The sequence below is a fragment of the Streptomyces sp. NPDC096048 genome (genome assembly GCF_044763415.1).
In the GTDB taxonomy this organism is placed as follows: domain Bacteria; phylum Actinomycetota; class Actinomycetes; order Streptomycetales; family Streptomycetaceae; genus Streptomyces.
Genome location: NZ_JBIWGG010000001.1, coordinates 362802 through 382358, shown reverse-complemented (window position 1 = coordinate 382358; position 19557 = coordinate 362802). Strand labels below are relative to the sequence as shown.

General features: G+C 72.9%; 16 protein-coding genes. 6 read left to right on the top strand and 10 right to left on the bottom strand.

Annotation, left to right across the window (positions count from 1 at the left end; translation table 11 throughout):
* Position 1 precedes the first annotated feature (1 nt).
* The gene (locus ACIQ6R_RS01890; RefSeq protein ID WP_404218086.1) at positions 2-1390 is read right to left on the bottom strand and encodes a PLP-dependent aminotransferase family protein; all 1389 of its coding nucleotides are present in this window, start codon (positions 1388-1390) and stop codon (positions 2-4) included.
* Positions 1391-1437: 47 nt separating this feature from the next.
* Here ACIQ6R_RS01890 and ACIQ6R_RS01885 point away from each other — a divergent pair, with 47 nt between their 5' ends.
* On the top strand, positions 1438-1947 hold the full coding sequence (locus ACIQ6R_RS01885; protein ID WP_404169300.1) for a carboxymuconolactone decarboxylase family protein: 510 nt from the start codon (positions 1438-1440) through the stop codon (positions 1945-1947).
* Entirely contained in the window at positions 1944-2675 is a 732-nt protein-coding gene (locus tag ACIQ6R_RS01880) for an isocitrate lyase/phosphoenolpyruvate mutase family protein (RefSeq protein ID WP_404218084.1), read from the top strand. Before ACIQ6R_RS01885 ends, ACIQ6R_RS01880 begins: the two co-directional genes overlap by 4 nt.
* A 3-nt stretch (positions 2676-2678) precedes the next feature.
* On the opposite strand, the gene ACIQ6R_RS01875 is transcribed toward ACIQ6R_RS01880, so the two are convergent.
* The 5 genes from ACIQ6R_RS01875 to ACIQ6R_RS01855 form a co-directional block, all read right to left on the bottom strand.
* Positions 2679-3635: an ABC transporter substrate-binding protein gene (locus ACIQ6R_RS01875; RefSeq protein WP_404169295.1), complete on the bottom strand. Its 957-nt coding sequence runs from the start codon at positions 3633-3635 to the stop codon at positions 2679-2681.
* Position 3636: 1 nt separating this feature from the next.
* A complete protein-coding gene (locus ACIQ6R_RS01870; protein ID WP_404218082.1) occupies positions 3637-5580 on the bottom strand; it encodes an ABC transporter permease in 1944 nt (647 codons plus the stop codon).
* Positions 5580-6821, bottom strand: coding sequence for a glycine betaine/L-proline ABC transporter ATP-binding protein (locus tag ACIQ6R_RS01865; RefSeq protein ID WP_404218080.1), 1242 nt, complete (start codon positions 6819-6821; stop codon positions 5580-5582). Before ACIQ6R_RS01865 ends, ACIQ6R_RS01870 begins: the two co-directional genes overlap by 1 nt.
* Positions 6818-8350, bottom strand: a complete 1533-nt coding sequence (locus tag ACIQ6R_RS01860) for a GMC family oxidoreductase (RefSeq protein ID WP_404218078.1) — start codon at positions 8348-8350, stop codon at positions 6818-6820. Before ACIQ6R_RS01860 ends, ACIQ6R_RS01865 begins: the two co-directional genes overlap by 4 nt.
* A gap of 82 nt (positions 8351-8432) precedes the next feature.
* Complete coding sequence (locus tag ACIQ6R_RS01855; RefSeq protein WP_404218076.1) at positions 8433-9962, bottom strand: aldehyde dehydrogenase family protein; 1530 nt, start codon at positions 9960-9962, stop codon at positions 8433-8435.
* Between the two features lie 200 nt (positions 9963-10162).
* Here ACIQ6R_RS01855 and ACIQ6R_RS01850 point away from each other — a divergent pair, with 200 nt between their 5' ends.
* Positions 10163-11143, top strand: a complete 981-nt coding sequence (locus ACIQ6R_RS01850) for a GNAT family N-acetyltransferase (protein ID WP_404218074.1) — start codon at positions 10163-10165, stop codon at positions 11141-11143.
* Between the two features lie 359 nt (positions 11144-11502).
* Here ACIQ6R_RS01850 and ACIQ6R_RS01845 read toward each other — a convergent pair whose 3' ends face one another.
* The 4 genes from ACIQ6R_RS01845 to ACIQ6R_RS01830 all read right to left on the bottom strand — a co-directional run bounded on the left by ACIQ6R_RS01845 (position 11503) and on the right by ACIQ6R_RS01830 (position 16120).
* The gene (locus tag ACIQ6R_RS01845; RefSeq protein ID WP_404169281.1) at positions 11503-12492 is read right to left on the bottom strand and encodes a malate dehydrogenase; all 990 of its coding nucleotides are present in this window, start codon (positions 12490-12492) and stop codon (positions 11503-11505) included.
* Between the two features lie 566 nt (positions 12493-13058).
* Positions 13059-14345: a DUF2690 domain-containing protein gene (locus ACIQ6R_RS01840; RefSeq protein ID WP_404218072.1), complete on the bottom strand. Its 1287-nt coding sequence runs from the start codon at positions 14343-14345 to the stop codon at positions 13059-13061.
* A 400-nt stretch (positions 14346-14745) separates the two neighbouring features.
* Positions 14746-15219: a DUF3017 domain-containing protein gene (locus tag ACIQ6R_RS01835; RefSeq protein ID WP_404218653.1), complete on the bottom strand. Its 474-nt coding sequence runs from the start codon at positions 15217-15219 to the stop codon at positions 14746-14748.
* 46 nt (positions 15220-15265) lie between these two features.
* Positions 15266-16120: a bifunctional methylenetetrahydrofolate dehydrogenase/methenyltetrahydrofolate cyclohydrolase gene (locus ACIQ6R_RS01830; RefSeq protein WP_404218070.1), complete on the bottom strand. Its 855-nt coding sequence runs from the start codon at positions 16118-16120 to the stop codon at positions 15266-15268.
* Positions 16121-16439: 319 nt separating this feature from the next.
* Here ACIQ6R_RS01830 and ACIQ6R_RS01825 point away from each other — a divergent pair, with 319 nt between their 5' ends.
* The 3 genes from ACIQ6R_RS01825 to ACIQ6R_RS01815 all read left to right on the top strand — a co-directional run bounded on the left by ACIQ6R_RS01825 (position 16440) and on the right by ACIQ6R_RS01815 (position 19517).
* Positions 16440-17063, top strand: coding sequence for a hypothetical protein (locus ACIQ6R_RS01825; RefSeq protein ID WP_404218068.1), 624 nt, complete (start codon positions 16440-16442; stop codon positions 17061-17063).
* Between the two features lie 133 nt (positions 17064-17196).
* Positions 17197-17943 carry an FHA domain-containing protein gene (locus tag ACIQ6R_RS01820; protein ID WP_404218066.1) on the top strand — a complete coding sequence of 249 codons (747 nt, stop codon included), beginning with the start codon at positions 17197-17199 and terminating at the stop codon, positions 17941-17943.
* Positions 17940-19517: a protein kinase gene (locus ACIQ6R_RS01815; protein WP_404218064.1), complete on the top strand. Its 1578-nt coding sequence runs from the start codon at positions 17940-17942 to the stop codon at positions 19515-19517. The genes ACIQ6R_RS01820 and ACIQ6R_RS01815 overlap by 4 nt, the downstream gene beginning before the upstream one ends.
* The last annotated feature ends 40 nt before the right edge of the window (positions 19518-19557 follow it).

Below are 19557 nucleotides of genomic sequence, written 5' to 3'. Positions count from 1 at the left end.
TCTACGGCAGCGCCCGGCACAGCGCTTCCAGGGCCCCCGCCCAGGCGTGGTCGGGCGGGGTGCCGTAGCCGACGACGAGGGCGTCCAGCGGGGCGACGGCCGCGTCCGGGTGGCGGAACATGGACAGGCCGTGGACGGCGAGGCCGTTCCAGGCGGCGGCCCTGACGGCCTGCTGCTCGGTGCCGGGCGGCAATTGGAGTACGGCGTGCAGTCCGGCCGCGATGCCGGTGACGCGCACGTCGGGGGCGCGCTCGGCGAGGGCGGTGACCAGCGCGTCACGGCGGCGCCGGTAGCGCAGGCGGGCGGCCCGGACATGCCGGTCGTAGTCGCCGGAGCCGAGGAACTCCGCGAGGGTCAGCTGGTCCAGGACGCCCGGAGTGCGGCCCGCCATGCCGTCCACGGCCTCCTCGACCAGCGACGGCGGCAGCACCAGCCAGCCCAGGCGCAGGCCGGGGGCGAGGGACTTGCTGGCGGTGCCCAGATAGACGACGCGGTCGGGGTCCAGGCCCTGGAGGGCGCCGACGGGCTGGCGGTCGTAGCGGAACTCACCGTCGTAGTCGTCCTCCAGGACCAGTCCGCCGGTGCGGCGGGCCCAGGCGATCAGGGCCGTGCGGCGCTCGGGGTGCAGCGGCAGGCCCAGGGGGAACTGATGGGAGGGGGTCAGCAGGACGGCCCGGGCGGCGGCCGCGTCGTCGAGGGGCCGGGTGCCGCGGTCGTCGAAGGGCAGCGGGGGCGTGTCGCAGCCCGCGCGCCGGAGCAGCCGTCGGTGGTGGGGCAGGCCGTAGGACTCGACCGCCACGGAGCGCGCTCCCCTGCGGCGCAGCAGGTCGGCGAGGACACCGAGGCCGCCGAGGAAGCCGGCGCAGAGGACGATCCTGTCGGGGTCGGCGCGCACGCCACGGGCGCGGGAGAGGTAGCCGGCGAGGGCGGTGCGCAGTTCGATCCGGCCGCGCGGGTCGCCGTAGCCGAGCGCCTGGTCGGGGGCGGCGGTCAGGGCGCGGCGGGCCGCCTTCAGCCACCGGGCGCGGGGGAACGACGCGAGTTCGGGCGTGCCGGGGACGAGGTCGTAGGCGGGTCGGCCCGGTTCACGCCGGTGCGGTGCCGGGCGCTGGTCGGGGGCGGCGGGCGTCCGGTCGGCGACCCTGGTTCCGGAGCCCTGGCGGGCGGCGAGCCAGCCCTCGGCGACCAGGTCGGCGTAGACCTCGGCCACCGTGTTGCGGGCCACGCCCAGGTCGGCGGCGAGCGAGCGCGAGGAGGGCAGCCGGGTGCCGGGCGCCAGCCGGCCGCCGCGGACGGCCTCGCGCAGGGCGTCGGTGAGACCGCGGCGCAGCCCGGGGCCGGAGCGGTCCAGGTGCAGGTCGACGCCGAAAGTGGCCCACGGATTCTCCATGGAAATGGACCATACTCCTGGGCTGCATCGCTTCTAGGCTCAAGACCATGACGACGAACGAGAACACCACCGACCCCGGCTCCTTCGCCCCCGAGGAGGCCCCCCGCCTGGAGTGGGCCAAGCACGCGCCGGAGGTCTGGAAGGCGATGCTGCGGCTGGAGAAGGCCGCGGGCCAGGGGCTGGACCCGAAACTGAAGGAGCTGGTGAAGATCCGCGCCTCCCAGCTGAACCACTGCGCCTTCTGCCTGGACATGCACTCCAAGGACGCACTGGCGGCCGGTGAGAGCGTGGAGCGGATCGTGCAGCTCGCCGCCTGGGAGGAGTCGCGGCACTTCTACACGGAGAAGGAGCTGGCGGCGATCGAGCTGACCGAGGCGGTCACCGTCCTGACGGACGGCTTCGTGCCGGACGAGGTGTACGAGAAGGCCGCCGAGCACTTCGAGGAGCCGGAGCTGGCGCAGCTGATCGCCGCGATCACGGTGATCAACGCCTGGAACCGCTTCGGCGTGACGTGCCGGCTGACGCCGGGTCACTACACGCCGGGTCAGCACGGATGACGGCCAAGGCCGGCCGCTTCCGCGCCCTGCACCACGGCCGGGTCCCCGGTGACCCCCTTGTCCTGCCCGGGCCCTGGGACGCGGCGAGCGCCCGCGTCTTCGCCGAGGCCGGGTTCCCGGCGCTCGCGACGCCCAGCGCGGGCGTGGCGGCCTGTCTCGGGTACGAGGACGGGGCGACCCCGGCCGACGAGATGTTCGCGGCGGTGGCGCGGATCGTGCGGGCCGTGGACGTGCCCGTGTCGGCCGACGTCGAGGACGGGTACGGACTGGCGCCCGAGGAACTGGTGGAGCGGCTGCTGGAGACGGGCGCCGTGGGCTGCAACCTGGAGGACTCCGCGAACGGGGTGCTCAAGGACCCGCGGGAGCACGCCGAGTGGCTCGCCGAGGTGCGGGCGGCGGCCGGGGACCGGCTGTTCGTCAACGCCCGCGTCGACACGTTCGTCCGCGGTGTCGACGACCCGGGCGCGGCGATCGAGCGGGCCGCGCTGTACGTCGCCGCGGGCGCCGACTGCGTGTATCCGATCGGCGCCCCCGTCGGCGTACTGCCGCTGCTGCGGTCCGGCATCCAGGGGCCGGTGAACGTCGGCGGGCGGCCCGGGCAGGGCCCCGCCTCCGCCGAGCTGAGGAGGCTCGGCGAACTCGGGGCCACCCGGATCACGTTCGGGCCGGGACTCCAGCGGCGCGCGGAGGGCGCGGTGCGGGAGATCGCGGCGGAACTGCTGAGGTGAGGGTCAGGGCAGCCACTTCTTCCAGACGGACTCGTGGCTGTCCACCCACTTCTTCGCGGCCTCCTCCGGCCGCATCTTCTGCTCGGCGATCATGAGGGAGACCTGGTTCTGGTCCTCGGTCGTCCACTTGAAGTTCTTCAGGAACTCCGCCGCCTTGCCGCCGTCCTCCGCGAAGTCGGCGTTGAGGTACTTCTGCAGCGGGGTGACCGGGTACGCGCAGTCGACCTTCGCCGGGTCGGCGTCGCAGCCCTCCTTGTACGGCGGCAGCCTCACCTCGGTCATCGGGACCTTCTCGAAGAGCCACTGAGGGGTGTACCAGTAGGTCAGGAAGGGCTTCTTCTCCTTGGCGAACTGCTCGATCTGGGTGATCTGGGCGGCCTCGGAGCCGGCGAAGACGACCTTGTAGTCCAGGTCCAGGTTCTCGACCAGGGCCTTGTCGTTGGTGACGTAGGACGGTGAGCCGTCCATCAGCTGGCCCTTGTCGCCGCTCTCCGCGGTGCGCATCAGCTCGGCGTACTTGTCGAGGTTCTTCCAGTTGGTCACGTCCGGGTGCTTCTTCGCGAAGTACGTCGGGACGAACCAGCCGATGTGGCCGGTGACGCCGAGGTCGCCGCCGGGGGCGATGGTCTTCTTGTCCTGGACGTAGCGCTGTTCCTGCTCGGGGTGGCCCCAGTCCTCCAGGATGGCGTCGACGCGCCCCTGGCTGAGCGCGTCCCAGGCCGGGACCTCGTCGACCTGGACAGTGTCGACGCGGTAGCCCAGCTCGTGCTCCAGCAGGTACTGGGCGACGGCCACGTTGGCCTGGGCGCCGACCCAGGACTGCACGGAGAGGGTCACCGTCCTGGCCCCCTGGGCGCCCGCGAACGGGGACGCCTGCTTGGTCATGTCGGCGGCGCCGCAGCCGGTCAGCAGCGTCAGCGCGGCCACGCCCGCGAGGGCGGAGGTCGTACGCATCCGCATGTCAGGCTCCCTTCTTCGTACGGCGTCCGGTCGGCTGGGTGACCCGGTCGAGCATCAGGCCGAGGCAGACGATCGCCGCGCCGGCCACCAGGCCGGTCGCCAGGTCGCCCTGGGCCAGGCCGAAGACGACCTGGTAGCCGAGCGCGCCACCGCCGACCAGGCCGCCGATGATGACGACGGCGAGGACGAGGACGACGCCCTGGTTGACGGCGAGCAGCAGGGACCGGCGGGCCAGCGGGAGCTGGACCTGCCGCAGTTGCTGCCCGCTGGTGGCGCCGAGCGAGCGGGCCGACTCCAGGGCGGCCGGGTCGACCTGGCGCAGCCCCTGGGCGGTGATCCGGACGACGGCCGGGAGGGCGTAGACGACCGCGGCGGCCACGGCGGGCGCGCGTCCCACGCCGAAGAGGGCGACGACCGGGATCAGGTAGACGAACTGCGGCATCGTCTGGAAGACGTCCAGGACGGGCCGCAGCGCGCGCTCGAAGCGGTCGCTGCGGGCGGCGGCGATGCCCGTCGCGAAGCCGATGACCAGGGTCACGGCGACGGCCGCGAGGACCTGCGAGAGCGTGTCCAGGGACGGGTTCCACACGCCGAGCACGCCGATCGCGGCCATGGCGAGGACGGCGGTGAGCGCGGTGCGCCAGGTGCCGATCAGCCAGGCGAGGGCGGCGACGATCAGCAGTACGGACCACCAGGGCAGCCATTGGAGGCCGTCCCGGACCGGGTTGAGGACCCAGCTGGTGAAGTGCGCGGCCCAGTCGGCGGTGCCGCCGATGACGGGCACCCCGGAGTACAGGTGGGCGGTCATCCAGTCGACGGCCCGGTTGACGGGCTCGGTGATGTCCACCTCCCACGCCTCGGGCCAGTCGAGGAAGCCGGCGATCCGTCCGGCGACCGCGACGGCCGCGGCGGCGGCCACGACGTACAGCCAGGTCAGCGGCGACTTCCCGGTCTCACCGAGCCGCTCCCCCGCCGCGCCGGTGACGCGGTCGAGGACGACGGCGAGCAGCACGATCGGGATGCCGGCCGCGAGGGCCGCGCCGACGTCGACCGAGGCGAGCGCCTGGTAGACGCGGTCGCCGAGGCCGCCGGCACCGATGACGGAGGCGATGACGGCCATGGACAGCGCCATCATGATCGTCTGGTTGACGCCGAGGAGGAGTTCCTTGCGGGCCAGCGGGACACGGGCGGTCAGCAGCCGCTGGCGGGCCGTGGTACCGAGCGACTCGACGGCTTCGAGGACCTCCTTGTCGGCGCCGCGCAGGCCGAGGGCGGTGAGCCGGGCCATGGGCGGGGCGGCGTAGACGACCGTGGCCAGGACGGCGGCGGGGACGCCGATGCCGAAGACCAGGACGACGGGGAGGAGGTAGGCGAAGGCGGGCAGCACCTGCATGGTGTCGAGCACCGGGCGCAGGACGCGGTCCATCCGGTCGGAGAGACCGGCGGCCAGGCCCAGCAGCGCCCCCACGGCGACCGAGGCGAGGACGGCGACGACCATCAGCGCGAGGGTCTGCGTGGTCGGCACCCACATGCCGAGCAGGCCGCACGCCAGGAACGCCGCGGCGGTTCCCAGCGCCAGTTTCACACCGGCCACCCGCCAGGCGACCAGGGCGCCGATCGCGGTGACCCCGGCCCAGCCGACGGCGAGGAGGGCGAGGTACACGGCGCGTACGGCGATGACGACGACGTTGCTGACGTGGCCGAAGAAGTAGAGGAACAGCGGGTGGCTGTCGCGGTTGTCGATGATCCAGTCGCTGGCCTCGCCGAGCGGTTCGGAGACGTCGACGGTGAGGGCGGACGGCCAGGTGGCGCCGCCCCACTGGGTCACGGCGAGGGGGACGAGGACGGCGGCGGCGACCGCCAGTACCAGGAGCTTGCGTACGGCGGGGTGGGTGAGGATGCCCGGCGGGGCTGCCTTCCGGGGCGTTGCGGTGATCGTGGCCATTACGCCGGCTCCTCGCTGGTGGCGGGGGGCGGGGTGGTCGGCTCACGGCGCTGGGCCGGTGCCTCCCCCACGCTCGGCTTCGCTCGCGCGGAGGGCCCCCCGTCGCCCGCCCGTGCCGCCCCGGCGGCACCACGGCCCGCAGCCGCGCCGGTGGCCGCGTCAGCCGTGGCCGTCGTGCCCGCCACCACCGACAGCAGGGCGTCCGCGTCGACCACACCCAGGCAGCGGCCGTCGTCCATCACGCGGGCCGGGGAGCCGGCCCGGGCGACGGCCTCGATGGCCTCGGAGACGGTGGCGTCGGGCCGGAGCGCGGGGCCGGTGCCGGCCTCGTCGGCCGAGGACGCGGGGCGCATGGCCGTACGGACGGTGAGGACCTGCTCGCGCGGGACGTCGCGGACGAACTCGCGGACGTAGTCGTCGGCGGGCGAGCCGACGATCTCCTCGGGAGTGCCGAGCTGCACGACGCGGCCGTCGCGCATCAGGGCGATGCGGTCGCCCAGCTTGAGGGCTTCCTGGAGGTCGTGGGTGATGAAGACCATCGTGCGGCCCTCCTCGCGGTGCAGCCGGACGACCTCCTCCTGCATGTCCCGCCGGATCAGCGGGTCGAGCGCGCTGAACGGCTCGTCGAAGAGCAGGACCTCCGGGTCGACGGCGAGGGCGCGGGCGAGGCCCACCCGCTGGCGCTGACCGCCGGAGAGCTGGCCGGGCCTGCGGTGCTCCAGGCCCTCCAGGCCGACCTTGGCGACGATGGCGGCGGCGCGCTCGCGGCGCTCGGCGCGGCCCATGCCCTGGACCTCCAGGCCGTAGGCCACGTTGTCGAGGACCGTGCGGTGCGGGAGCAGGCCGAAGTGCTGGAAGACCATCGCGGCGCGGTGGCGGCGCAGTTCGCGCAGCCGGGACTTGTCCATGGCGCGGACGTCCTCGCCGTCGATGGCGATGGCGCCCGCGGTCGGCTCGATCAGCCGGGTCAGGCAGCGTACGAGGGTGGACTTGCCGGAGCCGGACAGGCCCATGACGACGAAGACCTCGCCCTTGCGCACGTCGAAGGAGACGTCCGCGACGGCGGCCGTGCAGCCGGTGCGCGAGCGCAGCTCGGCCGGGCTCAGGGCGGTCAGTTCGGGGTCGGCGGGGATCCGGGCGGCCTTGGGGCCGAAGACCTTCCACAGGCCGTCCACGGAGAAGACGGGAGCGGTGGACTCGTCGGTGCCCGGCGGCGTAGCGGCGCTGGTGGTGGTGCTCATCGGGCGTCACCGCCGATCAGCTCGACGGCACGCTCTCCGACCATGAGCACGCCGATCATCGGGTTCACGGCGGGCATGGTCGGGAAGACGGAGGCGTCGGCGATGCGGAGGCCCTCCAGGCCGCGGACGCGCAGCTCGGGGTCGACGACGGCCTGCTCGTCGGTGGCGGCGCCCATCCGGCAGGTGCCCGCCGGGTGGTAGACGGTGTGCGCGACCTTGCGGGCGTACTCGCTCAGCTCCTCGTCGCCGGTGACGTCCGGGCCGGGGCAGACCTCGCGCTTGAGCCAGCCGGCCAGCGGCTCGGCCTTGGCGACCTCACGGGCGATCCTGATGCCGTCGACGAGGGTGCGGCCGTCGTAGTCGTCCTCGTCGGTGAAGTAGCGGAAGTCCAGGGCGGGCTTCACGGACGGGTCGGCGCTGGTCAGGTAGAGGCGGCCGCGGGACTTCGGCTTGGGGATGTTCGGGGTCATCGAGACGCCGAACTCCGGGCGCTCGTAGCCGAGGCGCTCCGGGTTGTCCGTGAACGGGATCTGGTAGAAGTGGAACATCAGGTCGGGGCCCGCGTGTTCGGGGTCGCGGCGCACGAACAGACCGGCGTCGGAGTCCATCGCGGAGTTGTCCGGGATGGGGCCGTTGGTCTCCCACACGATCACCGACTCGGGGTGGTCGAGCAGGTTCTCGCCGACGCCGGGCAGGTCGAGCGCCACCGGTATGCCGAGGGCTTCGAGGTCCTCGCGCGGCCCGATGCCGGAGTGCAGCAGCAGGCGCGGGGAGTCGACGGCGCCGGCGCACAGGACGACCTCGTTACGCGCCTCGACCAGGATCTCCTCGCCGTCCTTGGTACGGACGTGGACGCCTTCGGCGCGAGCGCCGTCGAGCTGGAGCCTGTACGCCCAGGTCTCCAGCATGATCGTGAGGTTGGGGCGGTCGTCCATCACCGGGTGCAGGTACGCCACCGACGCCGAGGAGCGCTTGTTGTTCTCGGGGTGGTAGGCGAGGTCGAAGAAGCCGACTCCCTCGGCGAACGGCTTCTTGTTGAAGCCCTCGACGCGGGGGACCTCCAGGGCCTTCCGCGCGGAGTCGACGAAGTCGCGGGCGATGGCGTTCCGGTCCTTCTCGTCGACCGGGACGATGTTGTTCTTCAACCGCGCGTAGTACGCCTCCATCGGCACCGCGCCCCAGCCCTCGGCGCCGGCGGCCTCCCACTCGTCCCAGTCGGACGGCAGCGGCTTGAAGGCGATCAGGGTGTTGTGCGAGGAGCAGCCGCCGAGCACCCGGGCGCGGCTGTGCCGGATGTGCGAGTTGCCGCGTGGCTGCTCGGTGGTGGGGTAGTCGTAGTCCAGCTCGCCGCCGAGCAGGCCCATCCAGCGGCGCAGGGTCAGCACGTCGTCGCGGCCGACGTCGCTGGGGCCGCCCTCGATGACGGCGACGGTGACGTCCGGGTTCTCGGTGAGGCGGGAGGCGATCACCGATCCCGCGGTGCCGCCGCCTATGACGACGTAGTCGTAGACGTGGGAGGTCTCGGGCATGGGCGTACTCCAGAGGGTGAGCTGACGGGGAGCCGGGCGGTCCGGGTGAGGCGGGGGCGGGGTGGGGTGGGCCGGGACGGGGTCAGCCGGCGAACCAGCGGACGGGCTTCGGCGCGAGGTTCTGGTAGACGTGCTTGCTCTCGCGGTACTCGGCGAGGCCCGCGGGGCCCAGTTCGCGGCCGACGCCGCTCTTGCCGAAGCCGCCCCACTCCGCCTGCGGGAGGTAGGGGTGGAAGTCGTTGATCCAGACGGTGCCGTGCCGGAGCCGGCCCGCGACCCGGCGAGCCCGTCCCGCGTCGGCGGTCCAGACGGCACCGGCCAGACCGTACTCGGTGTCGTTGGCGAGGGCTACGGCCTCGTCCTCGGTGCGGAAGGTCTCGACGGTGAGCACCGGTCCGAAGACCTCCTCCCGTACGACCCTCATCTCCCGGTGGCAGTGGTCGAGGACGGTCGGCTCGTAGAAGTAGCCGCTCTCCGGCCGCTGGGGGGACGGCTCGGGGCGCTTGCCGCCGCAGCGCAGTTCGGCGCCCTCGGCCAGCGCCGAGGCGACGTAGTCCTCGGTCTTGGCGCGCTGCTGCTCGGAGACGAGCGGGCCGCACTCGACGCCGTCCTCGGTGCCGCGGCCGATGCGGATCTTCGCGGCGCGGCGGGCGAGTTCGGCGACGAAGCGCTCGCGGACGGACTCCTCGATGATGAGCCGGCCGCCCGCGGAGCAGACCTGGCCGCTGTGGATGAAGGCGGCGTTGAGGGCCTGGTCGACGGCGGTGTCGAAGCCCTCCTCGGTCTCGCATGCGTCGGCGAAGACGACGTTGGGGTTCTTGCCGCCGAGTTCGAGGGCGACCTTCTTGACGGTGACGGCGGCGGCCTGGGCGACCTTGGTGCCGCTGATCAGGCCGCCGGTGAAGGAGACCAGGTCGACGTCGGGGTGCTCGGCGAGGCGGGCGCCGACACTGTGGCCGGGACCGGTGACGATGTTGGCGACGCCGGCGGGGAGGCCGGCCTCGGTCAGCAGGTCGATCAGGGCGACGGTGGTCATCGGGGTGATCTCGCTGGGCTTGATCACGAAGGTGTTGCCGGCCGCGAGCGCGGGGGCGATCTTCCAGCTGGCCTGGAGGAGCGGGTAGTTCCAGGGCGTGATCATCGCGCAGACGCCGACCGGCTCGTGCACGACGACGCTGTGGATCTCGGGCGAGCCCGCGTCGACGACCCGGCCGGGGGCCTCGCCGGCGACCAGGTCGGCGAAGTAGCGGAAGGCGTCGGCGACGCAGTCGATGTCGACCCGGCCCTCCTCGACGGTCTTGCCCGCGTCGCGGCTCTCCAGCAGGCCGAGCGGCTCGCGGTCGCGTACGAGGAGGTCGGCGACGCGGCGCAGCAGGGCGGCGCGTTCGGCGACCGGGGTGTGCGGCCACTCGCCGGTGTCGAAGGCGCGCCGGGCGGCGGCCACCGCGAGGTCGGTGTCCTTCTCGTCGCCCTCCGCGATCACGGCGAACGGCAGGGCGTCCGCGGGATCGAGGATCTCGCGGGTGGCGCCGGAGGACGCCGCCAGCCACTCGCCTCCCGCGTGAATGGTCCGGTGCGCCCGCTCCGCCGGGGTTTCCGTGCTGTTCGCCATGATCGGTATTGCCTTCCGTTCCTGATCAACCCCCCTGTGTCACACGCGTGTCACGCTCGGGGACCGTGAGCCCCTGCCCAACGGCCCCGCATGCATGCCGATTCGGTGGCCGAAAGTGCGGCGCATCACTGAGAAAAGGGACAGGGAGGCACGAAGCTCGCACATGGACGCCTCGAATTCCTTTGACTAAAGTCAAGGGAATGGAGCCAGTGGCGGAGGGCTCGGTGACGGGGGGCTCCGTGTCGGAGGGCTCGGTGACGGAGGACGCGGTGACGGAGGACGCGGTGACGGAGGGCTCGGTGACGGAGGACGTCACGGCGTTGCGGCGCTTCAACCGCTACTTCACGCGCCGCATCGGCGTGCTCGACGACCGCTATCTCGGCCAGGACCGTCCGCTCGGCGAGGCCCGGCTGCTCTTCGAGATCGCCGAGAGCGGCTCCGGGGTGTCCCTGCGGGACCTGCGCGTCCGCCTCGGCCTGGACGCCGGGTACCTGAGCCGGATGGTGAAGGCTTTGGAGGCACAGGGCATGGTCCGGCTGGGCATGCACCCCGACGACAGCCGGCTGCGTACGGTCGAGCCGACTTCCGCAGGACGGGCCGAGGTCGCGGAGCAGAACCGCCGGGCCGACGCCCTCGTCTCCGGGCTGCTCCAGGGGCTCGCCCCGGACCAGCGCCGGCGGCTGACCGACGCCATGGCCACCGCACAACGCCTGCTGCGGCTGGCCGCCGTCAACGTCACGCCGGTCGACGCCCGCACCCCGGACGCCCGCGCCTGCCTGGACGCCTACGCCGCCGACCTGGACGCGCGCTTCCCCGAGGGCTTCGACCCCTCCGACCTCGTGGGGCCCGAGGAGGTGTCGGGGGACGCCGGGACGTTCCTCGTCGCGTACGAGGAAGGGCGGCCGGTCGGCTGCGGGGCGCTGCGGCGGACGGCACCCGGGGTCGGCGAGATCAAGCACGTGTGGGTCCACCCCGGCGCCCGGCGGCTCGGGCTGGCCCGCCGCCTCCTCGACGCGCTGGAGGACGAGGCCGTCACGCGCGGCCTGACCGTCGTACGACTCGACACCCACGCCGCCCTCACCGAGGCGCGGTCGATGTACCAGGCGTCCGGCTATACGGAGATCCCGGCGTACTCCGACCATGTCTATGCCGGGCACTGGTTCGAGAAGCGGCTGGGCTGACGCCCTCGGCCTCAGGGGAGACGACGCCGTCCACGGCGAAAGGCGGTCTCCGTCGTGGCGGTCTCCGTCGTGGCGGTGTCCGTCGTAGCGGCGTCCTCGTCCGCGTCCTGGCCGGTGTCGTCACCAGGCGGTTGAGGTCACCCGGTAGGCGCACGACGCCGCGCCCCCCGCGCCTTCGCCGGGCGGGACGCGACCGGCCCGGAGCACAGCACGGCCCGAAGCCCGCACCCGCGTCTCCGGTCCGGCAGCACGTCGCCCCGCCGGACGACGACCCGGCGGGGCGAAATGATCAGCGGTCGGGCCCCGGACCCGCCGACGGATCACCGCGGACGGAACGAGGCCCGAACGGGCGGGTCGGCTCAGATGAGGCCGAGCGCGCGGACCGCGTCGCGCTCCTCCGACAGCTCCTTGACGGAGGCGTCGATGCGGGCGCGGGAGAACTCGTTGATGTCCAGGCCCTGGACGATCTCGTACTTGCCGTCCTTCGTGGTGACCGGGAAGGAGGAGATGATGCCCTCCGGGACGCCGTAGGAGCCGTCCGACGGGATACCCATGGAGGCCCAGTCGCCGTCGGCGGTGCCGTTGACCCAGGTGTGGACGTGGTCGATGGCGGCGTTGGCGGCGGAGGCGGCCGACGAGGCGCCGCGGGCCTCGATGATGGCGGCGCCGCGCTTGGCGACGGTCGGGATGAAGTCGTCGGCCAGCCACTTCTCGTCGTTCACGACCTCGGCGGCGTTCTTGCCGGCGATCGTGGCGTTGAAGATGTCGGGGTACTGGGTGGCGGAGTGGTTGCCCCAGATGGTCAGGCGCTTGATGTCGGTGACCGACGAGCCCGTCTTCTTCGCGAGCTGGGTCAGCGCGCGGTTGTGGTCCAGGCGGGTCATCGCGGTGAAGCGCTCGGCCGGTACGTCCGGGGCGGCGGCCTGGGCGATCAGGGCGTTGGTGTTGGCCGGGTTGCCGACGACGAGGACCTTGATGTCGTCCGCGGCGTGGTCGTTGATGGCCTTGCCCTGCGGCTTGAAGATGCCGCCGTTGGCCTCCAGGAGGTCACCGCGCTCCATGCCCTTGGTGCGCGGGCGGGCGCCCACGAGCAGGGCGACGTTGGCGCCGTCGAAGGCGACGTTCGGGTCGTCGGTGATCTCGATGCCCTGGAGCAGCGGGAACGCGCAGTCGTCCAGCTCCATCGCGGTGCCCGCGGCGGCGTTGAGCGCCGGGGTGATCTCCAGGAGGCGCAGCTTGACCGGCACGTCCGCGCCGAGCAGCTGGCCGGAGGCGATGCGGAAGAGCAGGGCGTAACCGATCTGGCCGGCCGCGCCGGTGACGGTGACGTTCACGGGAGTGCGGGTCATGGCGTTCTCCGTATGACAGCTGGCGGTGGGGCGTCCCTGCCCCGGGCGTTTGATCGATCTCTTGGTATCAAGAGATCGATCCAGCCGTCAGGCTATCGCGCCTCCGGTGCCCGGGACGTCCGGGTCGGTGTGGCCCGGCCCACAGGGCCCCGGCGGTCACCTGAGCGCGTGCACGGACGCGAGGAAACCAGGGCGTGAAAGAGGCGGCCGCCTGTCCGGGAGAGGGGGACGAAGGCGACCGCCGTTCGGGGATACCGTTGCCGGACTCCCGTGGGGGTACTTCTCGCGTGCCCCTGACTCGGCGGGCCATGCCTGCCGCGGGCGATTTTTCTCCCGGTGCGGATGCGAGCCGCTCCGCACGGGGATCGCGGCCCGGCTCCCTACCGGCACATCGCCAGCTCCGACCGGCATCGCGGCCCGGCCCCGTACCGGCATCGCGGCCCGGCCCCGTACCGGCATCGCGGCCCGGCTCCGACCGGCATCGCGGCCCGGCCCCGAACCGGGATCTCCGCCCCGCTTCCAACCGGCATCGGCGCCCCGCTCCTACGGTCTCCGCGGTCCCGCGGTTACTCCGTGCAGCCCTTCTGGCCCGCCGCCAGCGTCACGCACGCCTTGGCGTCGGCCGCGGACTTCACCGCCACCATCGGGGTGTACGCGACGGTGTCGGCGGCCCCGGCGACCGAGCCCGTCTGCGGGCTCGCCCCGCCCGCGCTCACCTGTACCTCGTCGCCCTGAGCGGCCTGGGTGACACGGGCCCACGCCGCGCCGCAGATCTTGCTGTAGCGGACCTCGACGGCGGCCGTGCCGACGGTGGCGGTCGCGGCGGTGGTCACCAGGTCGCCGCCGCAGCCCATGATCTCCGGGTCCTTGCCGGTGCACGCGTCGCCGCTGCACTTCACGCCGGGCGGCAGCTCGGGCTCGGAGCTGACGGTGGGCGACGGGGACGGGTCGGCGCCCTCGTTCTTCTTCCCATCGCCGTCGTTCAGGAGGAAGAAAGCGCCCGCGATCACGACGAGCACGCCGACGACGCCCGCGACGAACGTCGTCATCCGCTTGCCGCCGCCCCCGGAGGGCCGGGCCCGCGAACCGGAGCCGTTGTGCGGGGGCTCGCCGTACGAGACCGAGGGTGCCGAGGAGCCCGAGGGCCCGTGGCCGTGCGGCGTCGCACCTCGCGCGGCTTCCCCCGAGTCGGCCCGGGTCCCGGACCGCGCCGTACGGTCACCGGTCGGCGCCGGTCCCCGGTATCCGGCCATGCCCCACGAGTTGCCGTCGGACGCGCCACCGGACGACGGGGCGGAGGGAGCGCCCGGCGCACCGCCGCCCCGGACCGTACCGACGGCCGAGTCGGGACTGTCGGCGGCCGTCGGCTGCGCGGGAACCGTCGGCGGGAACGTGGGCGACACACCGGCCGGTCCGGCGATCCCGGGCGTGGCCGTGGCGCCGCCGCCGTGACGGCCGCCCCTGCTCCCCTTGCCGTTCCTGCCGCCGTTGCCCGACTTGGCCGCGGGCGTGCCCAGCTCGCCGAGCGCGGCGCGCGCCTGGGAGATCCGAATGGCCTCCATGGTCATGTCATGGCGCATCTCCGAGCGGCTCCAGGCTCGCTCGGCCAGCTCCCACATGGTGGTCAGGTGGACGGGATTGGTCCGCGTCACCTCGGCGAGGGCCACGATGGCGCCCTTGGGCGCCAGCAGCCGGCCGTTCAGATAGCGCTCCCAGGACGTCTTGCTGTAGCCCGTGGCATCGGCCACCGACGCGATGCTCAGCTCACTGCGGTCCACGAGTCGGCGCAACTGGCTCGTGAACTCTCTGATCTGCGGATCGAGTTCATCCGGCAAGGCCTTCCAACGAGGCATTGCTTCCCCCTCTTCCCCCCGGTGACGTGCTGTTCGTTCCCCGTTTGGTCCTCGTGCGCGGCGGCCCGCACGGAGTCCTCGTTCTGGCTACCCACAGGGATGCGCCCGGTCAGGATCTCAGTTCCCGGGGTGGGGGCGCACAGGAGCACAGGGGTCGCGAACATGCACCGTCGCACGCCCACCGACCCGTGGTCCAGTGTCCCACCGGCGTTCCCCCGCCCGGAACCGAACCCCGTTTTTCACGGCTCGCGTAGCGGAGTAGCGGAACGGTCACTTCCGTGCCACAGCGCCCTGACAGGCGTTGAACAGGGCGTTCGCCGTGCAGGAGGGTTGATCCCGGCGACGGCCCGTCCTTCCACGGGGGTGAGGACGGGCCGTCGCCGGCTCGCGTGAAGTCTCGCTAGCTCACCGTGAAGTGCAGGGTGTCCTTCAAGAACGGGAGCTCCAGCCAAGGTTTCGGCTGGGCCATCAGCGCCAGCAGGACGATGGCGAGCCCGAGGACGCCGTAGGTGACGATGTCCGTGAAGCGCGAGCGCACCGCGAGCATGCCGACGTCGGGCAGCACCCAGCGCAGCGCCGCGCCGACCAGGAGAGCGGCGCCGATCAGGAGCGTCCCCCAGCGGAAGACGTCCAGCGCGGTCAGCAGCAGGCCGATCCCGACCAGGCCGACCACGAGGAGGATCGGCCACTGCCGGGCGGGCGCCGGGGCGTCGCCGCCCGCCGCCCGGCCACCGCCCTCGGGGCGCGCGGTGTCACGGGTGAACAGCGGGAACCGGCGGGTGACCCGCCGCGGCCTGCCCTCGGCGTCGGGCGCGCTGACGGGGTCCCGGACGGTGAGGTTCTCCGGGTGCTCCGGTTGATCCGGGTGCTCCAAGTGCTCCGAGTCCGCCGCGTGCTCCGTGCGCTCGGTCTCGGTGTCGTCAGCCGGCACTGCGCTCCGCCGCCTCCACCACGTTGACGAGCAGCTGGGCCCGGGTCATCGGGCCGACACCGCCGGGGTTCGGGGAGATCCAGGCGGCGACCTCGGCCACACCGGGGTGGACGTCGCCCATGATCTTGCCCTCGGCGTTGCGCGAGACGCCCACGTCGAGGACGGCCGCGCCCGGCTTGACGTCCTCGGGACAGACCAGGTGCGGGGAGCCGGCGGCGGCGACGATGATGTCCGCGCGCTTGAGGTGGGCGGCCAGGTCCCGGGTGCCGGTGTGGCACTGGGTCACGGTGGCGTTCTCGCTGCGCCGGGTGAGCAGCAGCGGCATCGGGCGGCCGATCGTGACACCGCGGCCGACGACCACCACCTCGGCGCCCTTGATCTCCACGCCGTAGCGGCGCAGCAGGGTGAGGATGCCGTTGGGGGTACAGGGCAACGGCGCCGGCTCGTTCAGGACGAGGCGGCCGAGGTTCATCGGATGCAGGCCGTCCGCGTCCTTGTCCGGGTCCATCAGTTCCAGGATGCGGTTCTCGTCGATGCCCTTGGGCAGCGGCAGCTGGACGATGTAGCCGGTGCAGGCCGGGTCCTCGTTCAGCTCGCGGACGACCGCCTCGATCTCCTCCTGCGTCGCCGTACCGGGCAGTTCGCGCTGGATGGAGGCGATACCGACCTGCGCGCAGTCGCGGTGCTTGCCGGCGACGTACTTCTGGCTGCCGGGGTCGTCGCCGACCAGGACGGTGCCGAGGCCGGGTGTGACGCCCCTCTCCTTCAGCGCCGCCACGCGGGCGGTCAGTTCGGACTTGATCGCGGCTGCGGTGGCCTTGCCATCGAGAATCTGGGCGGTCATACCCCCATCCTCGCGGATGACCGGCCCCCGGTTCCAATCCGGCCGTCGTCCGGGCACGGGGCGGGCACCCGACCAGGCGTCCCGGTAGGCGTCCGGGGGCGTTCCGGGCGGCGTCCCACCCCGGCGGATCATGATCGACGTTGTTGCACTTGCACAACACCTCGCGGCCGGGCTGGACAAGTAAGAGATAGGTCAAGAACGATTGGGCAGTAGCACAGTGCCGCGGGGCCGTACCGGGGGGACGAACCGCAACGAAGTACCTCCTCCGCATCGAGCCACGCGTCGTCCCCGCACGTGACAGCTACGGAGGAAGTCCCGCATGAGTTTCGGCGACCCGAACAACCCCTACGGTCCGCCGCAGGGCCAGCAGGGCCAGCAGCACGGCCAGCAGTCGAACTACGGCTACCCCCAGCAGCAGCCCCAGGACGGCCAGTCCGGCTACGGCTACCCCGCGGCCCCGCCGGTCCAGCCCTACGGCGGCGGCTACGCCCCCGCCCCCGCGGTCATGCCCGGCACGGTGAAGGCCGCGCGCGTGATGCTGTTCGTGCTGGGCGCCTGCCAGGTCATCGGCGGCGTGCTGATGATCGCGGCCAGCTCCTGGTTCGCCGACTACATCGAGGACGAGGTCAACTCCGACCCCAGCATCTCGGCTCAGGACGCGGACACCGTCACGAGCATCGGCGCGGGCCTCATGATCGGCCTCGGCGTGATATTCCTGGCGTTCGCGTTCTGGGCGATCTTCACAGCTGTCAAGTTCGCGACCGGCCGGGGCGGTCCGCGCGTCTCCGCGATCATCTACGGCTCGGTCGTGACGCTGGTCAGCGTGATCAACCTGCTCGGGGCCAACCTCTTCGCCCTGATCAGCCTGGTTCTCGGCATCCTGATCATCGTCTTCTGCGCCAACAAGAACGGCAGTTACTGGTTCAACCGCCCGCAGTACTGAACCGGCGTCCGCCACGGCACACTTCACGCCAATCAAGCCAAGGGGCCGTGTCTCACCCGTACGAGGGGAGACACGGCCCCGGTGCGTCGCAATAGTCTGACGCGGGTAGCCGTCAGGCACGGGGAGACGCACCTTGTACAGCATCATCGTGGTACCTCCGCCGACCACGGAGGACGAACGCACCCGCACCCAGTTCCGGCTCGCACCCGGCGAACGGCTCGTCTTCGGGCGGTCCGTGCCCGAGGGCGGACTGCTGATCGGGCACGACGGTGTGTCCCGCAGAGCCGGTGAGATCACCGCCCACGGCACGTTCTGGGCCCTGAGCAACCTGTCCGCCCACCAGACCTACGTGGTGGAGAACCCGGAGGGCGCCGGCGAGCACATCAAGGTGGCACCGGGCCGGCTGGACGCCCCGGTGCCGTTCGAGTTCTCGCGGATCGTGCTGCCCGCCGCGGGCGACCTGCTGCCGGTCGAGGTGTGGGCACCGCGCCACGACTACCTGCGCGCCGAGGACGGCACCGACGGCGAGCCGACCGCCCCGGCCTTCTCCGTCGACCGCACCAAACGGTACTTCGCGGTCCTGGCCGCCCTGTGCGAGCCGCGGCTGCGCGGGGCACCGCACGCGCCGCTGCCTACCGTCGAGCAGGTCGTCGAGCGGCTGCGGCCGGGCTGGCCGGCCGCGTCGCGCGCGTCCGTCCAGTGGAACATCGACTACCTGGCGGTGAAACTGCGGCTGAAGCCGGGCCCGGAGACGGCGGAGGCGGGGGCGCGGCTCAACGGCAAGAAGGAGTCCCTGGTGTCCATGGCGCTCCGCTTCGACCTCGTACGGGAGGACGACCTCGTGGTCCTCGCGGCACCGCCGCGCCGGGTGCCCCGGTGACCGAGCCGTACGCCGTCCCCGTGCCGAAGGGGTACCGGGTCGGTGTCTGGGAGGTGCGGGCGCCGATCGCGACGGGCGCCTTCGGCAGCGTGTACGAGGCCCGACGGGTCGGTGACGGCGACGCCGGTCTGCCGCGCACGGCCGCCCTGAAGTTCCTGCCCACCGGTACGGGGACGCCGCGGCAGCTGACCCACCTGCGCGAACTCGTCGAGCGCGAGGTCGAGTTGCACCGCCGGCTGCGGCGGCCCCGGCTGGTGCGGATGTACGAGACCCTCGTCGTCGACGACCCGGCCCGCCCCGCGCTCGACGGCGCCACCGTCCTCGTCCTGGAGAAGGCGGAAGGGTCCCTGTCCGCCCTGCTGTCCGCGTCGCCGCGCCCGGCCGGCGGACCCGCGCTGCTCGTGCAGGTGTGTGAGGGTCTGCACCAGCTGCACCACGCCAGGTGGGTGCACGGGGACCTGAAACCGGCCAACGTGCTGCTGATGAAGGACGGTTCGGCCCGGCTCGCCGACTTCAACATGGCCGCCGAACTGGAAGGCACCCACGCCTACACCCCGGCCTTCTCCACTCCCGACTACACCCCGCCCGAGCTGCTCTGGTCCGAGATCGGCGAACGCGGCCGGCGTATCCGCCCCTCCGCCGACGTCTGGGCCTTCGGCGTCCTCGCCCACGTCGTGCTCACCGGGTCCTTCCCGCTGCCCGGCGGCACCCCGGCGGCCCGCCGCGACGCCGGGGCCGCCTACGCGCGCGGCGCCGAGGAGCTGCGTCTGTCGCCCGCGCTGCCCGAGGCGTGGCGGGAGATCGTGCGCGCCTGTCTGACCCGTACGCACGCCGAACGCATCGGCACGGACGACCTGTTACGGCGGGTGGCGGCGGTCACGGGAGGCACGGGCGGCCGGTCCGTCCTGCCGCGCCGCACGGGCCCCCGGCGCACGGGCCCCCGCCGCATGGTCCTCGCCGCAGCGGCCGCCACCGTGGCCGTGGCCGCGCTCGGCTACGGCATCAGGGCCCGCACCGGCGACGGCGGCCCCGGCTCCGCCCCCGGCGACCGGGGCCCGGGCGGCACCGCGACCGTCGCCGCCGCCTCCTACGGCGCCGGTGAACTGCGCACCGACCGGGGCGTACCGGCCGCCTACCGGCTGCTGATCGTCGAGACGGCGCACGACTGCGACCGCGAGGAGGTCAGCGCGCCCCTGATCGCGGCCATGCTGAAGGTGGAGAGCGACTTCGACCCGGACCTCGCCGACCCGCGAAAGGACGAGTACGGGATCGCCCGCTGGACCCCGAAGGTGCTGCGCTGGTGGATGAACGAGGACGGCACACCCGGTGAGGAGGTCCCCGAGCCCCCGTTCCCGCCCGCCGAGTCCGTCCCGGCGATGGGCCGCTACCTGTGCTGGATCACGCCACGCCTCGACGTCGGCCTGCCGGGCGACCGCCGGGTGCTGATCGCCGTGGCCTACCGGACGTCGTACGACAAGGTGAACGACGCGGGCGGGGTTCCCCCGAAGTACCGCGACTACGCCGACCGCGTCGCTCACCACCTCAAGGAGTACACGCCGCCGGGGAGGAAGTGACCCTGAGAGTTGCGAGGTACCACGCGACGGCCGCCCCGGG

Excerpts from the sequence above, each read along its gene's own strand:
- ACIQ6R_RS01890 (WP_404218086.1), bottom strand. The coding sequence starts at position 1,390 with ATGGAGAATCCGTGGGCCACTTTCGGCGTCGACCTGCACCTGGACCGC.
- ACIQ6R_RS01885 (WP_404169300.1), top strand. The coding sequence starts at position 1,438 with ATGACGACGAACGAGAACACCACCGACCCCGGCTCCTTCGCCCCCGAG.
- ACIQ6R_RS01880 (WP_404218084.1), top strand. The coding sequence starts at position 1,944 with ATGACGGCCAAGGCCGGCCGCTTCCGCGCCCTGCACCACGGCCGGGTC.
- ACIQ6R_RS01875 (WP_404169295.1), bottom strand. The coding sequence starts at position 3,635 with ATGCGGATGCGTACGACCTCCGCCCTCGCGGGCGTGGCCGCGCTGACG.
- ACIQ6R_RS01870 (WP_404218082.1), bottom strand. The coding sequence starts at position 5,580 with ATGGCCACGATCACCGCAACGCCCCGGAAGGCAGCCCCGCCGGGCATC.
- ACIQ6R_RS01865 (WP_404218080.1), bottom strand. The coding sequence starts at position 6,821 with ATGAGCACCACCACCAGCGCCGCTACGCCGCCGGGCACCGACGAGTCC.
- ACIQ6R_RS01860 (WP_404218078.1), bottom strand. The coding sequence starts at position 8,350 with ATGCCCGAGACCTCCCACGTCTACGACTACGTCGTCATAGGCGGCGGC.
- ACIQ6R_RS01855 (WP_404218076.1), bottom strand. The coding sequence starts at position 9,962 with ATGGCGAACAGCACGGAAACCCCGGCGGAGCGGGCGCACCGGACCATT.
- ACIQ6R_RS01850 (WP_404218074.1), top strand. The coding sequence starts at position 10,163 with ATGGAGCCAGTGGCGGAGGGCTCGGTGACGGGGGGCTCCGTGTCGGAG.
- ACIQ6R_RS01845 (WP_404169281.1), bottom strand. The coding sequence starts at position 12,492 with ATGACCCGCACTCCCGTGAACGTCACCGTCACCGGCGCGGCCGGCCAG.
- ACIQ6R_RS01840 (WP_404218072.1), bottom strand. The coding sequence starts at position 14,345 with ATGCCTCGTTGGAAGGCCTTGCCGGATGAACTCGATCCGCAGATCAGA.
- ACIQ6R_RS01830 (WP_404218070.1), bottom strand. The coding sequence starts at position 16,120 with ATGACCGCCCAGATTCTCGATGGCAAGGCCACCGCAGCCGCGATCAAG.
- ACIQ6R_RS01825 (WP_404218068.1), top strand. The coding sequence starts at position 16,440 with ATGAGTTTCGGCGACCCGAACAACCCCTACGGTCCGCCGCAGGGCCAG.